At 56.4% G+C, this 15,611-nt stretch carries 15 protein-coding genes; 14 read left to right on the forward strand and 1 reads right to left on the reverse strand.

Translation table 11 applies throughout. The features are described 5' to 3' along the window. The 3 genes from VOI14_RS14785 to VOI14_RS14795 form a co-directional block, all read left to right on the forward strand. Positions 1-1,027, forward strand: a 1,027-nt coding sequence (locus tag VOI14_RS14785; protein WP_323752813.1) for an aldehyde dehydrogenase family protein, incomplete at its 5' end; no start/stop codon positions are given. 232 nt (positions 1,028-1,259) lie between these two features. Next, the gene (locus VOI14_RS14790) at positions 1,260-1,898 is read left to right on the forward strand and encodes a TetR/AcrR family transcriptional regulator (RefSeq protein ID WP_323752814.1); all 639 of its coding nucleotides are present in this window, start codon (positions 1,260-1,262) and stop codon (positions 1,896-1,898) included. 46 nt (positions 1,899-1,944) lie between these two features. Continuing rightward, positions 1,945-2,928, forward strand: coding sequence for an MDR family oxidoreductase (locus VOI14_RS14795; RefSeq protein ID WP_323752815.1), 984 nt, complete (start codon positions 1,945-1,947; stop codon positions 2,926-2,928). Between the two features lie 14 nt (positions 2,929-2,942). On the opposite strand, the gene VOI14_RS14800 is transcribed toward VOI14_RS14795, so the two are convergent. Beyond that, the gene (locus VOI14_RS14800) at positions 2,943-5,069 is read right to left on the reverse strand and encodes a 4Fe-4S binding protein (RefSeq protein ID WP_323752816.1); all 2,127 of its coding nucleotides are present in this window, start codon (positions 5,067-5,069) and stop codon (positions 2,943-2,945) included. 232 nt (positions 5,070-5,301) lie between these two features. Here VOI14_RS14800 and pqqA point away from each other — a divergent pair, with 232 nt between their 5' ends. The 11 genes from pqqA (at position 5,302) to VOI14_RS14855 (ending at position 15,611) form a co-directional block, all read left to right on the forward strand. Next, a complete protein-coding gene (gene pqqA / locus VOI14_RS14805) occupies positions 5,302-5,373 on the forward strand; it encodes a pyrroloquinoline quinone precursor peptide PqqA (protein WP_007153157.1) in 72 nt (23 codons plus the stop codon). A 55-nt stretch (positions 5,374-5,428) separates the two neighbouring features. Then, complete coding sequence (gene pqqB / locus VOI14_RS14810; RefSeq protein WP_323752817.1) at positions 5,429-6,346, forward strand: pyrroloquinoline quinone biosynthesis protein PqqB; 918 nt, start codon at positions 5,429-5,431, stop codon at positions 6,344-6,346. 8 nt (positions 6,347-6,354) lie between these two features. Further along, a complete protein-coding gene (gene pqqC / locus VOI14_RS14815; protein ID WP_323752818.1) occupies positions 6,355-7,110 on the forward strand; it encodes a pyrroloquinoline-quinone synthase PqqC in 756 nt (251 codons plus the stop codon). After that, positions 7,100-7,384, forward strand: coding sequence for a pyrroloquinoline quinone biosynthesis peptide chaperone PqqD (gene pqqD / locus VOI14_RS14820; RefSeq protein WP_416361438.1), 285 nt, complete (start codon positions 7,100-7,102; stop codon positions 7,382-7,384). The genes pqqC and pqqD overlap by 11 nt, the downstream gene beginning before the upstream one ends. Then, on the forward strand, positions 7,381-8,514 hold the full coding sequence (gene pqqE, locus VOI14_RS14825) for a pyrroloquinoline quinone biosynthesis protein PqqE (protein ID WP_323752820.1): 1,134 nt from the start codon (positions 7,381-7,383) through the stop codon (positions 8,512-8,514). Before pqqD ends, pqqE begins: the two co-directional genes overlap by 4 nt. Continuing rightward, positions 8,495-10,324 (forward strand): alpha/beta hydrolase family protein, encoded by a 1,830-nt coding sequence (locus tag VOI14_RS14830; RefSeq protein WP_323752821.1) that lies wholly within the window; start codon positions 8,495-8,497, stop codon positions 10,322-10,324. The genes pqqE and VOI14_RS14830 overlap by 20 nt, the downstream gene beginning before the upstream one ends. A gap of 92 nt (positions 10,325-10,416) precedes the next feature. Further along, on the forward strand, positions 10,417-11,580 hold the full coding sequence (gene ercA, locus VOI14_RS14835) for an alcohol dehydrogenase-like regulatory protein ErcA (RefSeq protein WP_323752822.1): 1,164 nt from the start codon (positions 10,417-10,419) through the stop codon (positions 11,578-11,580). Continuing rightward, positions 11,564-13,318: a NahK/ErcS family hybrid sensor histidine kinase/response regulator gene (locus VOI14_RS14840; RefSeq protein WP_323752823.1), complete on the forward strand. Its 1,755-nt coding sequence runs from the start codon at positions 11,564-11,566 to the stop codon at positions 13,316-13,318. The genes ercA and VOI14_RS14840 overlap by 17 nt, the downstream gene beginning before the upstream one ends. A gap of 72 nt (positions 13,319-13,390) precedes the next feature. Further along, positions 13,391-13,678, forward strand: a complete 288-nt coding sequence (locus tag VOI14_RS14845; RefSeq protein ID WP_323752824.1) for a hypothetical protein — start codon at positions 13,391-13,393, stop codon at positions 13,676-13,678. A 49-nt stretch (positions 13,679-13,727) separates the two neighbouring features. Continuing rightward, entirely contained in the window at positions 13,728-15,104 is a 1,377-nt protein-coding gene (locus VOI14_RS14850) for a class II fumarate hydratase (RefSeq protein WP_323752825.1), read from the forward strand. A 24-nt stretch (positions 15,105-15,128) separates the two neighbouring features. After that, the gene (locus VOI14_RS14855) at positions 15,129-15,611 is read left to right on the forward strand and encodes a CDP-archaeol synthase (RefSeq protein WP_323752826.1); all 483 of its coding nucleotides are present in this window, start codon (positions 15,129-15,131) and stop codon (positions 15,609-15,611) included.

A 15,611-nucleotide genomic window follows, 5' to 3' on the forward strand; every position in this document is an offset into this window, starting at 1 on the left:
CTTCCCGCTGCTGATGGCCGCCTGGAAACTGGGTCCGTGCCTGGCTGCAGGTAACTGCACGGTGCTGAAGCCAGCTGAGCAAACGCCAGCCAGCATTCTGGTACTGATGGAAATTATTGGTGATTTGCTGCCACCAGGCGTGATCAACATTGTAAATGGCTACGGCATCGAAGCCGGCCAGGCGCTGGCCACCAGTAAGCGTATTGCCAAGATCGCGTTTACCGGGTCGACCCCGGTGGGCTCCCATATTCTTAAGTGCGCGGCGGAAAACATCATTCCTTCGACCGTTGAATTGGGCGGCAAGTCCCCGAACATTTACTTCTCCGACGTAATGAAAGCGGAGCCGGAGTTCGTCGACAAATGTGTCGAAGGCCTGGTGCTGGCGTTCTTTAACCAAGGTGAGATTTGTACCTGCCCTTCCCGCGCCTTGGTTCAGGAAGACATGTTCGAAGAGTTTATGCAAAAAGTGGTTGAGCGCACCAAATCTATCAAGCGCGGCAACCCGCTGGATACTGATGTCCAGGTGGGCGCTCAGGCCTCCAAGGAACAATTCGACAAGATCATGTCGTACATGGAAATTGGTCGTCAGGAGGGTGCGGTGGTGCTCACCGGTGGTGACCGGGAGACTCTGGAAGGCGAGTTCAACAACGGCTTCTACATTCAACCGACTCTGTTCCACGGCGACAACAAGATGCGCGTGTTCCAAGAGGAGATCTTCGGGCCGGTGGTGGGTGTCACCACCTTCAAAACCGAGGAAGAAGCGCTGGCAATCGCCAACGATACCGAGTTCGGTCTGGGTGCCGGCGTCTGGACTCGCGATACCAACCTGGCTTACCGAATGGGGCGTAATATTCAGGCCGGTCGGGTATGGATGAACTGTTATCACGCGTATCCGGCTCATGCCGCCTTCGGTGGTTACAAGAAATCCGGTATCGGCCGTGAGACCCATAAGATGGCGCTGGAACACTATCAGCAGACCAAGTGCATGTTGACCAGCTACGACGCTAACCCTCTCGGATTTTTCTGATCTGTAAGCGGCAGTGGGGGCCGGTTCATACCGGTCCCGTTTTTGTGTGACCGCACAGGGATTGTGCTTTTGCTAAACCCGGCGCCTGTCGGGTTGCTCTTCGGAGCGCGGGAATAGATTTACCACTCTCTTTAGGCCCCATCCCAGGGCCTTTTTTTGTTGATTTAATAGACGATCGGTCGTATTATTTTTTTAATTAATTAGACAGTCGGTCTAAAATGTCGGAGGGTATGTGGACACTGTTCCAGTTAAGCGTAAACGCGGGCGCCCCCCTAAAAGCCAGAGTGCGGGTTATCAGGACACCCGGCAGGCTTTGATCGGGGTGGGACTGGCGGCGTTAACAGAGAAGGGCTATTCCTACACCGGGCTTGATGAAATTCTGCGCCAGGCCAAGGTGCCTAAAGGCTCTTTCTACCATTACTTCGACAACAAAGAAGCCTTTGGTAAAGCGCTGATTGAGGCCTACGGTCTGTTTTTCGCCAACAAACTGGAGCGTTCGTTAGCGGACAGCTCCCTGACACCGCTGGCCAGAATTCAGGCTTTTGTGGAGGGAGCCAAGGTTGGCATGGAAAAGTTCGATTACAGGCGCGGTTGCCTGATCGGCAATATGGGGCAGGAGATGGCGGCGCTGCCGGAAAGTTTTCGTGGCCTGCTAAGTGACGTATTCCGGGATTGGGAAGCCCGGATAGCCCGGGTACTTGAAGAAGCCCGGCAGGCGGGGGAGGTTCCCGAGCACTTGGTGCCGGAGCAGATGGCACAGTTTTTCTGGATTGGTTGGGAGGGTGCGGTGTTGCGCGCCAAGCTCGAGCAGTCCTCGCAACCGCTGGAGCAATTTGCCAACGGCTTTATGGCGTTGGTGCGTGGTTGCTGATCAAGCAGTCTGATTCAAATCACAAAACAGAATCGTTGGAGGCAATATGTTCAAAGGTATTTTGATGGAAGGCAGCCGGGGCGACCAGCAAGTGTCCCTGAAATCCATTGACGAGGCTTGGTTGCCGGAAGGTGACGTCACCGTCGATGTTGCCTACAGCACACTGAACTACAAGGATGCACTGGCGATTACTGGCACTGCTCCGATTGCGAAATCCTACCCGATGGTTCCGGGCATTGATTTGGCCGGTGTGGTCACCGAATCATCCAACCCGGAGTTTAAAGCCGGTGATGAAGTGGTGCTCAACGGCTGGGGCGTAGGTGAGAAACATTGGGGTGGCCTTGCTCAGAAAGCGCGCTTGTCAGGTGATTGGCTGATTCCACTGCCGGCATCGTTTACAGCGCGCCAGGCCATGGCCATCGGCACCGCAGGTTATACCGCGATGTTGTGCGTGTTGGCGCTGGAAAAACACGGCGTCACTCCGGATTCTGGCGACATTCTGGTGACCGGCGCAACCGGTGGTGTCGGCAGCGTTGCCGTTGCGATTCTGGCCAAACTGGGCTATTCGGTGACGGCCGTAACCGGCAAGCCGGAAGAGGAAAGCTATCTGAGGTCCCTGGGCGCCAAACAGATTCTGGACCGGGCGGAATTGAGCGGGCCGGGTAAGCCGCTGACTCGGGAAACCTGGGCCGGCGCGATTGATGTCGCTGGCGGTCATGTTCTGGCCAACGTGTGTGCTGGCATGAAGTATCGGGGCGTTGTCGCGGCTTGCGGGCTGGCTGCTGGCATGGACTTCCCCGCTACGGTCGCGCCTTTTATTCTCCGGAGCGTTACCTTGTGCGGTGTAGACAGTGTCATGGCACCTAAAAAAGACCGCCTGGAGGCCTGGGAGCGGCTGGCGCAAGACCTTTCCCCGGAACTGCTGGACAGCATGATCACCGAAGTGCCGCTTGATGAGGCCATCGAGGCTGCTGGCCAGTTTATGGACGGAACCATTCGTGGGCGCATCGTGATCCCAGTAGTCGAATAACCCCGGCAGCCGTTTCAATGCGCTGCTGAGGTCTGGCGTGTTGTAGCATCCGTGGCCAGAATCCTTGCCTGTTTTTGCTGTTGTTTATTGCGAACAATGGCATCCACGCACTGGTTCTGGTCACGTAATATCACCACGCACTCCAGACACTGAATACACTCATCGTAATCCACCCGACCGTCTTTGCGGATGGCATTGATGCCACACTCGTTCTTGCAGTGCTGGCACGGTTGTCCGCATCGTTTGACCCGATCCAGCCAGCTGAACAGACGGAAACGCCCCAATACAGCAAGCCCGGCGCCTAGCGGGCACAGGTATCGGCAGTAGAATTTATGGACAAACATGCCGATGACCAGCAGAGCGACGGCATACGCTACGAAGGGCCAATGCCGTACAAAGTGCAGGGTAATGCTGGTTTTGAACGGCTCGACCTCGGCCAACTGTTCTGCGAGTGTTAATGAATAGAAAGCGGTACCGACCAGCGTCAGCAGAATCGGGTATTTCAGCAGGATGAGCCGGCGATGCCATTGTTCCGGAATTTTAACCTGGCGCAAACCGAGTTTTTGTCCGAGCCAGGACGCCATTTCTTGCAGCGCTCCGAAAGGGCATAGCCAGCCGCAAAACAAACCGCGCCCCCAGATAAACAGAGTGGCGAAGGTGTAGATCCAGAGAATGAAAATGACCGGGTCCAGCAGGAACACGTTTAGGGAAAAACCGTCCCACAGCGCCAGGAACAGAGTATAAATGTTAACCACAGACAGCTGGCCTTGAGCGTAAAAGCCAATAAAGAATACCGTGAAGAACAGGAATCCCCAGCGGAACCGGTGCACCAGTTTCGGGTGGCGGGTCAGGGTTTTCTGGCGGGCAAAAAATACTGTGAGTACCGACAAAGCGGCCACTAACAAAGCGATCTGCCACCAGCGTTCTTTCCAAAGACCAACCCAAACCGGCACGCGATTTTGGCGCGGATCCGCTTGCACCTCCACCGTTTCAAACAGCTCATCGGCAAACGCAACGGGCATGGTGAAACGGGCGTTATCAGTGATCAGATGATTGCGTGGTAGAGCAACGTCCAAGTGAAAGCTGGCCTCGGCGCCGGGGTTGAAGCCGGCGTTTCCGCCCACTCGAAACAGATTCATCGCGTCCATGACGGGGGCTCCGGGTGCGGCAAGAGTTTGCCCGGTTTCCAGCCAGTTCAGATCCCGTAGCTCGATGGCCAGCTGGCCCTGATTCAACCCCGTCCGGCTGGGAGTGCTGCCGGGGACAAAGTCCGGGCTCACATGCTGGAAAACCCCTCGAGACATAAGCAACATTACCTTGCCTTGGTCATTCAGGCGCTCAAGGAATGACGCGTAGGCCTGATCGCCCAGCAGGTTGCGACCCACCATTGGTGAGTTCATGTAGGCATAATAGAGTTCGGTAAAAGGTTCGCCGGGCTCCGGTTCGAGATCCATGGGGTAGTCCGACAATGGGCGCTCGAGAGTTGCTTCGACCTCGTGCGAAGAAATGGCGACTTTGTTGATGTAACCCCGTTCCAGCATCTGCTGCCAATTCAGTGGCTCATAGAAATCTTGCCGGGCTTGTGTGGGGGCTGCTTGGGTAAAGCCTTCGAGCTTGTTTCGAGCGACCTGAAGCGCCGAGGAAAGAATGGTGTCGTTGATAATCAGCACGGAAACAGTCGCTTTGCTGACCCCGTCGAAGTACACCTGATCGCCGGTGTTGCTGCGCGCCGAGCGACTGGAAGCCTGCACGATGATCTGTTCGGTCAGAGCGCTGCCTTCGTATTGGTTCACAAACTCGGTCAGTGGCGCTTCGCCCAGGCCGTGTAGGAAGACCGGCTCGTGATGGTGCAGAACTTTCACCCCGGTGAAGCGGCCTTTGGTGTCCAGTCCGATCATCATGGTGATCGGCTTTCCGGCAAAGCCCTGAAGTTTGGTGAAGTCTGTGGAGACGTAGGCGTAGCCCAACAGCTCCTGTAATTGGTACACCGGGTAAACGGGAAAGTCCGGCAGCTTGTCTTCAATGACGGTTGCTGAAGGAAACAGCGCCTGTATAACCTCTTTGGTTTCCCGAGGTACCTCCGCGGTATGCCCTGATAAAGGGAATGCCATCAAGATGATGAGCAGCAAGCGCCCGGCCATAAGACTTCTCCTGACATTATTATTGTATCTGTCTCATGTTAGGTGCCTGAGGGGGAGTCTCAATTGAACCAGCGGGCCAAAGCGCTGCTACTTTAAGGCGGTCTAAAACAGTTCCAAAGTACCATATGGATAGTGGTCCTCTGTCATTAGCATGAAATCGTACCCTTCGGCTTTCCAAGGGTGTGGATACATACATGCAACGCACTAATAATCATGACAAGAGGTGATCATCATGTGGACCAAACCAGCTTATGAAGACCTGCGCATCGGTTTCGAAGTCACCATGTACTTTGCTAACCGCTGAGTAACAGATGGCCAGCCTTTGGCTGGCTGTTTGATCCCGGCTCAGGAGGTTTCGTATGCACATTCGTATTCTGGGTTCTGGAGCGGGCGGCGGGTTTCCCCAGTGGAACTGTAATTGCTCTAACTGTTCCGGGTTCCGTGACGGCAGCCTCAATGCCAGTGCCCGCACCCAATCATCCATAGCCATCAGTGACGATGGTGAACACTGGATACTGTTTAACGCCTCACCTGATATTCGAGCGCAATTGGCCGATTTCCCGGCCATGCAGCCGGCTCGAGCTCTACGCGATACCGGCATTTCTGCCATCGTGTTGATGGACAGCCAGGTCGACCACACCACCGGCCTGTTATCTCTTCGTGAGGGGCTGCCCCTCGATGTATGGTGCACGCCGCAGGTTCGTGATGATCTGAGCAGCGGTTTCCCGTTGTTCGAGATGCTTCAGCATTGGAACGGCGGGCTCAACTGGTGTGAAGTCCATGCTTCGGAACAAGATCCCTTCACTATTCCTTGCGCACCCTCACTGGAGCTGACGGCAATTCCGTTGCTCAGTAATGCGCCGCCATACTCGCCCCGCCGTGATAACCCGCACCCGGGCGACAACATTGGCCTTTTCATTCGGGATCGTGTTGCGAATAAATCTCTGCTCTACGCACCGGGCCTTGGTCAGCCGGACGAACGCATCCGGGCCTGGATGCAGCAAGCCGATGTTTTATTGGTAGACGGCACAGTCTGGCACGACGATGAAATGATTCGTCAGGAAGTGGGTACCCGAACCGGTCAGCAAATGGGGCATCTGGCCCAGGCGGGTGAAGGCGGCATGATCGAATTGCTCGACAGCCTGCCCGCCAGCCGCAAGATTCTTATCCACATCAACAATACCAATCCGATCCTGAACGAAGATTCACCGGAGCGTGCCGAATTGGCGGCGCACGGAATCGAAGTGTCGTGGGACGGTATGCAGATTCAGTTGTGAGGCCTGTAATGAACGCTAAAGTCAGCACCGTCCTGAATCGAGAAAGTTTTGAAAAAGCGTTGCGGGCGAAAGGCGCTTTTTACCATATTCATCACCCTTTCCATCGGGCCATGTACAGCGGTGCCTGCACTCCGGAGCAAATTCGAGGCTGGGTGGCGAACCGTTATTACTATCAGATCAACATTCCCCAAAAAGATGCAGCCATTATGGCCAACTGCCCGGATGCAGCGGTACGACGGCTATGGTTGCAGCGGATTCTGGACCATGACGGCGACGAGGGTTCGGCCGGCGGCATTGAGGCCTGGTTACAGCTAGCTGAAGCCGCAGGGCTGACGCGGGAAGAAGTGATTGACCAGCGGCACGTGTTGCCGGGTGTGCGGTTTGCCGTGGATGCGTACCTTAACTTTGCCCGCCGCGCGACCTGGCAGGAAGCGGCCTGTTCGTCATTAACCGAATTGTTTGCGCCGGAAATTCACCAGTCCCGGTTGGACAGTTGGCCGGCTCACTATCCGTGGATTGAAGAAGGCGGCTATCGCTATTTTCGTAAGCGTTTGTCTGAGGCGCGACGAGATGTGGAGCATGGCTTGGGTATTACCCTGGATCACTTCGTGACGGAGGCTCAGCAGCAGCGGGCGTTCGAGATATTGCAGTTCAAGCTCGATATTCTCTGGACCATGCTGGATGCCATGTCTATGGCCTATGTCCACAAGACGCCGCCCTATCACACCGTGACTGATAAGCAGGTCTGGCATCGTGGCGTGTAAGGAGGTTTTTGTGGCCGATATCCCGAACTTGAGAAGAGGCTTTCGCTTTCAGTGGGAACCAGCTCAACAAAGTCACGTGCTGCTGTATCCCGAAGGCATGGTTAAGTTGAATGCCAGTGCCGGCGCCATTCTGGCGGAGGTGGATGGCGTGCAGTCTAAACAGGAAATTATTGCGTCGCTTGAAAGCAAGTTTCCAGAGGCCGGTTCTCTGTCGGGTGATGTCGAGCAGTTTCTGGCCGATGCCGCGAACCAACATTGGATTGAATGGTTATGAGCTGCTCTGATGCTACTGCCGGACCGCCATTATGGTTACTGGCGGAACTTACTTATCGCTGCCCACTCCAGTGTCCGTATTGCTCGAACCCGCTGGATTACGCCGACAGTGAGCAAGAACTCTCGACCGAACAGTGGCTGGATGTGCTTCGACAGGGGCGCGCCATGGGCGCAGCCCAGCTGGGCTTTTCCGGCGGTGAGCCGTTGGTGCGCCAAGACTTGCCTGAGCTGATCGCGGGTGCCCGTGAAATGGGTTATTACACCAACTTGATCACCTCGGGTTTAGGGCTCACAAAAGCCAAGGTTCAGGCCTTTGCTGAGGCCGGGCTTGATCATATTCAGGTAAGTTTTCAGGCCTCAGACCCGGAACTGAACAATGCAGTGGCGGGCTCCAAAAAGGCATTTGAACAAAAGTTGGCCATGGCCCGAGCGGTGAAAGAAGCGGGTTATCCGATGGTGCTCAATTTCGTCATCCATCGTCATAACATCCATCAGATGTCGGATATTCTCACGCTCTGTGAAAGTCTCGGGGCGGATTATGTCGAGCTGGCGACCTGCCAATACTATGGCTGGGCGTTCGCCAATCGTGAAGGCTTGATGCCCTCGCGAGGTCAGTTAGAGGCCGCCGAGGCAACGGTCAATCACTTCCGGGATGATCTCCGGGAGCGAGACCATCCCATGAAAGTGATCTTTGTGACTCCGGATTATTACGAGGAGCGCCCCAAGGCCTGCATGAACGGTTGGGGCAGTCTGTTCCTGACTGTAGCGCCCGACGGGACGGCCTTACCGTGCCACAGTGCTCGGTTACTTCCCATCGAATTTCCGAACGTACAGTCGATGTCGCTCGAAGAAATCTGGTACCAAAGCCCCGGCTTTAACCATTATCGGGGCGACAGCTGGATGCCAGAGCCATGCCGCTCTTGTGACGAAAAAGACAAAGATTTTGGCGGCTGCCGCTGTCAGGCCTACCTGCTGACCGGGGATGCCGATAATGCGGACCCGGTGTGCGGAAAGTCGCCTCATCATGACCGAATTCTGGCTGCCCGGACGGCGGCCGAACATGCCACGGCTGGGCTGGACGACCTCGTTTATCGCAACACCAAGAACTCCCGTGTCTTTTTCCGAAAGTAACCTGATTTCAGCGCGTGAAGCCTGTGCCGAGGCTCGGCAGTATGCGGAATTACGCGTTAGCGGTGCATCGGTTTACTGGTTAGCGACAGAGCCCGACGATGGTTTTGTCAGTCTTTGGCGATTCGATGGCCGAAATTGTGAGCGGCTGGACACGGGCGCCAGCATACGCAGCCGGCTCAACGGGTACGGCGGCGGCGCTTATGCCGTCATGCCGGGGCGTGTCTGCTGGGTGTCGGAGGATCAAAACCTCTGGAGCATGAATCTGGAGACTGGCCGACGACAGCTGTTGGTGCAGGATCCGGACGCGGTCTGGGGCGGGCTTACGCCAGACCCGGCTCGACAGCGCTTGCTGGCCGTGCGTGAGAAGCACGGCCAGCAAGCGCTGATGGCGGTTGATTGTCTGGGCCGTCTGTCAGTTCTGGATGACCAGTTCGATTTCTACGGGGCTCCTGCCGTCAGTCAGGATGGGCAGCAAATTGCGTGGACAGGTTGGTTTTTACCTCATATGCCATGGGACCAATCCTGGGTCTGTCTTGCCGAGTTGGGGAGCTCCGGTCTGCCGGTGAATGGGATGAAAGCGCCTCCGCCCGGGGGTGGCAGCGTTCAGCAACCGCAATTTTCCGGGCAACGGCTATGGGTTGTCTCGGACCATGGCGGTTGGTGGCAACCGTTTCAGGTAATCCGGCAGGATGGGCAACTACAATGGTTGCCGGTACTGGCCTCCAATACCGATCATGCCAATGCGCCTTGGCAGCTCGGGGAGCATCATGCTTGCCCGCTGCCGGGAGGGGGCTGGGCACGAGTCCGTTATCGCCAGGGGCTTGGTGAGTTATGGCTTGAGCGAAAGGGCGAAATTAAACAAGTTGCGAGCGCGTACACCGATTTTCGCTACCTTGTGGCGAAAGATGACGAGCTTTTCTGTGTGGCTCGCAGGCCGGATGCGAGTGATACGATCCTGCAGTTGAATGTGACGACCGGGCTGCCCGCTAATCCGCTGTTCGAGACGGCCGCGCCCATGGCAGGCAGGGACTGTGTTTGGCCAGAAAGCATTGCACTTCCTCCCGAGGGGCCGCATACGCGCCCGCTACAGGGCTTTCTGTACCTACCGGCGCAGCCTGTGGAGAAACCACCGGTCATCCTGATCGCTCACGGCGGGCCAACCTCGGCCGCCTACGCGACCTATAACCCGCAAGCGCAGTTTTGGTGCCAGCGGGGTTTTGCGGTTGCGGAAGTGAATTACACCGGTAGCACCGGGTTCGGTCGCGAGTTCCGGCAGGCGCTGGCGGGCGAGTGGGGTAAAGCCGATGTCGCCGATCTGTTCCGGATGAAAAATGCGCTCAGCGACGCTGGTTTGGTTGATCCCAGCCGGGTGTTTATTCAGGGTAGAAGCTCGGGAGGCTATACCGCACTTATGGCGGCGATGGCACCGGAGCAGCGGGTAAGTGGGTTGGCAAGTTTGTTTGGGGTCACCGACCCGTTAAGGTTGAAAGCGGTCACTCACCGGTTCGAGTCCGGTTATCTGGACTGGCTACTCGGGGAGCCCGGCCCGGAGGGTCGTTACTGGCATGACCGGACGCCGGCGCGGCTGGCCAGTCGCATAGCCTGCCCTGCGATCTTTTTTCAGGGCGGGAGGGATCGAGTGGTCGTGCCTGAGCAGACACTGGGCATGGTCGACGCGCTTCAATGCGCAGGCCAGCGTGCCGAACTCGTCTGGTTTGAGAAAGAAGAACACGGATTTCGCTCATTGGAGAGTCAGATCAAGGTGCTCGGCTCGCTCTGGCAGTTCTACTCAGGCTTGGCGCAAGGCTGAGGCGGCTTAGCCAAAATGTCGATGTAGCACTCCCAAACATCGGGTACTATGTCTGCAACACATATAACAACAATCGGGTTGACCAAGCCGCCATGAGTTACGACATCTCGACATTGCGTAAGTTTGTTTCGCCAGAAATTGTATTCGGGGCGGGCTCCAGACGGTCGGTCGCGAACTTTGCCGCTAACTTTGGAGCACGGCATGTCTTTCTGGTGTCTGATCCAGGGGTCAAAGCAGCGGGTTGGGTGAGTGAGATTGAAACTCTGCTGTCAGAGGCAGGGCTCGAGACCACGACTTTTACTGACGTTTCTCCCAATCCGAAAGTGGATGAGGTGATGGCCGGTGCTGAGCAATACCAGGCCAACCAATGTGATGTTATTGTCGCAATTGGCGGCGGTAGCCCAATGGATTGTGCTAAGGGCATTGGTATTGTCGCGACCCATGGGCGCAGTATTTTGGAGTTTGAAGGTGTGGATACCATTGATAATCCGCCGCCTCCGCTCATATTGATACCCACCACGGCTGGCACCTCCGCGGACGTCTCTCAGTTTGCCATCATCTCGGACCCGGATCGTCGTTTCAAATTCTCCATCATCAGCAAAGCTGTGGTTCCGGACGTGTCGCTCATCGATCCCGAAGTGACCGAAACCATGGGGTCGTATCTCACCGCCTGCACCGGGGTAGATGCCCTGGTTCATGCGATTGAAGCCTTTGTGTCGACGGGTAGTGGTCCGCTCACCGATACCAATGCGCTGGAAGCCATCCGGTTGATTAACCGAAACCTCGAGCCTTTGGTGGCAAATCCCTCAGACCCGGTGCTCCGGGAGCAAATCATGCTGGCGTCGATGCAGGCGGGTCTTGCATTTTCTAACGCGATTCTCGGGGCCGTGCATGCGATGTCGCACAGCCTGGGCGGCTTTCTCGACCTTCCGCACGGCCTTTGTAATGCGCTTCTGCTTGAACATGTGGTCAGCTATAACTTTGCCTCGGCCGAGGATCGCTTCCGGCGGGTGGCGGAGGCAATGGATATCGATACCCGTGGCATGGCTAACGCGCAGGTCAAAAAGCATTTGATGTCGAGGATCATTTCGCTCAAGAAAACGCTGGGGTTGGAAGCGCGGCTGAAAGAGCTGGGCGTTAGTGTGTCCGACATTCCCTACCTCTCGGGTTTTGCCTTGAAAGACCCCTGCATACTGACTAACCCTCGGAAATCATCTCTGAGGGACGTTCAGGTGGTGTATGAAGAAGCCCTCTGAAAACGACCAGAACGACTACGGCATAGGCGACTTGTTGGGTTTAGGCAGCCAATCCGTTCGAAAAAACTACTACCCCGCGCTTCAGCAGCGTATCGATGAACTCGAACAGGAACGTAACCGCTACAAGTGGCTGTTCGAGAATGCACTCCATGGCATTTTTCAGGCGAATCTCAGGGGCGGGTTTGTGGCATGTAACCCCGCCATGGCACGTATTTGTGGTTATGACAGTGCCGAACAGCTGAGAAAAAGCATCATCCGACTGAGGGAACAGCTTTTTTTTAGTGCCTCGGAGTTCGACGCGCTTCGCCAAGAATTGCTGGACCATGGAAGCCTGAGTGCACGGGAAACCCGGTTTCGACGCTCTGACCAAACCCCGGTTCATGTTGCGATTACCATGCTTCGGCGCCCGGACCTGGGGCCCGAGGTGGTCGAAACGTTCGTGGCGGATATTTCGGAGCGCGTCCATGCCCGCCAGCATCTTGAACAGATGAACGCAGAGCTGGAACAGCGGGTTGAAGAACGCACCGAAGCTCTGCAAAACGCCAATGTTGATTTGCGCTATCAGATTGAAGAGCGCGAAAAAATCGAACAGGAATTGGTGGTCGCAATTGAGGCGGCCGAAGAGGCAAATCGAAGTAAAGACAAGTACCTGGCTGCAGCCAGTCACGACCTCTTGCAACCTTTGAACGCTGCGAGGCTGATGGTGTCGGCGCTTCAGGAGAGCCCCTTGCCTGAAAGCGAAAGTCGAATGGCTCGGCAAGCTCATCGAGCGCTCGAAGGGGCAGAGGAGCTTCTGGCCGATCTTCTGGACATTTCCAAACTGGATCAGCAAGCGATGAAGCCCGATCTGGTTCACACCGACCTCAATGAGCTTGTGCGGGATCTGGGGGAGGAGTTTTCAGCGGTTGCCGCCAATGCCGACCTTGAATTTCGGATCCGAAGCACGCCCGCTCTGGTTCGTACCGATCAGCGTATGCTCGCCCGCATTGTCCGGAATCTGCTAAGCAACGCGTTTCGCTACACCCAGCAAGGCGGGGTGTTGCTGGCGGTGCGTGTGCGAGACAAAGACGTTCGGCTGGAAGTGTGGGACACCGGAGTGGGCATTGCGGCCGAAAAGCTTAGAGATATATTTGCCGAGTTTCATCAGGTGTTACCGAAAGGTGTCGGTGGGCGCCAGGGGGTTGGGCTAGGGCTGGCGATAGTGGAGCGAATGGTGGGCGTGTTGGGCTGCCAGATTGATGTGGCGTCGAAGCTTGGACAGGGTTCGCGGTTTACCCTGACTTTGCCGAGAGCCACCGCGCCCAGATTTGAGAAAGTCGTGCCACCCGCCGTTCCCCCGGCGCTGCGCGAAGGGTTTGGCGGTGCATTGGTGCTGGTCATTGATAATGAACCGGCGGTACTCGAAAGCATGCAGATGTTGTTTGAGCGCTGGGGATGCGAGGTGATGGCCGTGCTCAGCCGCGATCAGGCTTTGGCCGAACTGGAACGAACCGGTAAGCGCCCGCAAGCCATACTTGCAGACTACCACCTGGATGATGACCTGACAGGGTTTGATGCAATCCATCGAGTGCGAAAATATCTTGAGGAAGATGTGCCGGGGGCAATCATCACGGCGGATCGAACCGATGAGATTCGTACTTTATTGCGAGCGCAGTACCTGCCGGTGTTGAATAAACCCGTTAAACCCAATCGGCTGAGGGCTCTGTTGACCAGCCTCATCACTACGTCGTCCGTCTGATGCCGCTGTGACTCCGGTCCGGTGCTTTATAGCGACTACACTGATAGAACGCATCCTTGGGAGGAACGTTTTATGTCAGTGGAAAACGGCAGTCTCACCAATCACGAAGTGACCGTCTGCCTTGCAGGCGGCGCCGTACTGGGCCCATACAACGCCACCTGGAGTCAGAATGAGGGGGGGGATGTGCGGGAGCTGGTGCGTGAATACGATGCGTTTCTCCAGGGGGAAAAACAGCGGCGTTTCAAATTCCATCTGCACGATACCTACACCTTGACGGTGCACACCCTGATCCTGAACTTTGAGCAAGTCACCGGCATTTGCGACCATGTTAGGTTAAAGTCACCGGCACGCGGAGGCTAGAGTCAGTCTCGTCGGCCGATCAGGCATGGCAAGGTGAAAGGAGGTTGTGATGAGCGATTACCGAGTAGAAACGGACAGTCTGGGTGAGGTGATGGTTCCGGAGAATGCGCTCTGGGGCGCCCAGACCCAGCGGGCGATCGACAATTTTCCGGTGAGCGGTCAGTCCATGCCTGCCAGTTTTATCAAAGCCATGGCCCAGGTTAAACGCGCGGCGGCTCAGGCCAACGCGTCGTTGGGGCTGTTGGACGCGACGCGCCGTGATGCCATTGCGGCTGCCTGCGAGAAGCTGATTCTGGGCGAGTACGCAGACCAGTTCCCGATTGACCGCTATCAGACAGGTTCTGGCACCAGTTCCAATATGAATCTGAATGAGGTCATCGCCTCGATTACGGCCAAACAAGGCCACGAGATTCATCCCAACGATCACGTGAATATGAGCCAGAGCTCGAACGATGTGATACCGACCGCCATTCACGTGAGCGCTCTACTGGCGGTCAGAGGGCAGCTGCTACCAGCCCTGTCGCATCTTCAAGGAGTGATCTATGAGCGAGAGGCAGAATTCAGCAAGCAAGTGAAAACCGGCAGAACCCATCTGATGGACGCCATGCCGGTCACGCTCGGGCAAGAGCTGAGAACGTGGCGTGAACAGCTCGTGGCTGCCGAAAGACGTTTGGAAACGGTGCTTGAGGAATTGGCGTATTTGCCGCAAGGCGGAACGGCAGTGGGGACCGGGGTGAATGCCGCTTCGGAGTTTGCCAAACAGTTCGTCAAATTCCTGAAAACGAACACTGGCTTCTCGTTTAAGTCCCTGGAACATAAGTTTGTGGGGCAGAGTGCGGTGGATGCTCCCGTGGCGTTGTCGGCCCAGCTTCGGGGCATTGCCATGGTGCTTACTAAAATCGCCAACGATCTGCGCTGGATGAACAGTGGTCCGATTCATGGTCTCGCTGAAATCAGCCTGCCGGCACTGCAACCGGGCAGCAGCATCATGCCGGGTAAGGTCAATCCGGTTATCCCTGAATCCGTTGCTATGGCTTCGGCTCAGGTGATGGGATTGGATGCTGCAGTGGCCATTGCCGGCCAATCCGGAAATTTCCAACTCAACGTTATGTTGCCGCTGGTGGCGGGCAACTTGCTGGACATGATTCGGCTGATGACCGGTGCCGCGGGCATCCTGGCGGATAAAGCAATCCAAGGCTTCACCGTGAATGCTGACCATTTGAGTGATGGTGTCAGCCGTAATCCGGTGCTGGTGACTGCACTGAACCCGGAAATTGGCTATGCGTTGGCGTCCGAGATTGCCAAAGAGGCCTATAGCACGGGGCGTCCGGTTATCGATGTGGCGGAAGAGCGGAGTGGGTTGAGTCGTGCGCGGCTCGAAGAGTTGATGGACCCGCTGAAATTGACCCGAGGAGGTCTCGCATAAGCAGGCCCGGCCGGAGGTGAGTTCTTGTTGTTATCGCTAGAGCTCTTCGTGTTGTTGGTATTGGCCAACGGTGTTCCGGTGGTGGTGGCCCGGCTGTTTCAGCATCGAGGCAATTGGCCGGTGGATGCCGGCCTGACGTGGGGCGATGGCCGGCCGTTGCTGGGGCCCAGTAAGACCTGGCGAGGCATAGCGTCTGGCACTTTGTCGTGTATGTTGCTTGCGGTCTGGTTCGAGCTGGGTTGGCTGTTTGGTACTTTGTTCGGTGCGTTGTCTTTGTTGGGTGACCTGCTCAGCAGCTTCATCAAACGCCGGGCGGGCCTGGAATCCAGTGATCGGGCCGTTTGGCTCGATCAGCTGCCCGAAGCCGCGTTGCCGATGCTCATGGCTTGGCTCTGGTTTCCCTTGCCCTTGTGGGAAGCCGCCGCGATAGCGGTTCTTTTCGCTTTATCCAACATGCTGTTTTCGCCCCTGTTATATCGATTGGGTATACGCAAACAGCCCCACTAA

The sequence above is a fragment of the Marinobacter sp. genome, assembly GCF_034669625.1.
Lineage (GTDB): Bacteria > Pseudomonadota > Gammaproteobacteria > Pseudomonadales > Oleiphilaceae > Marinobacter.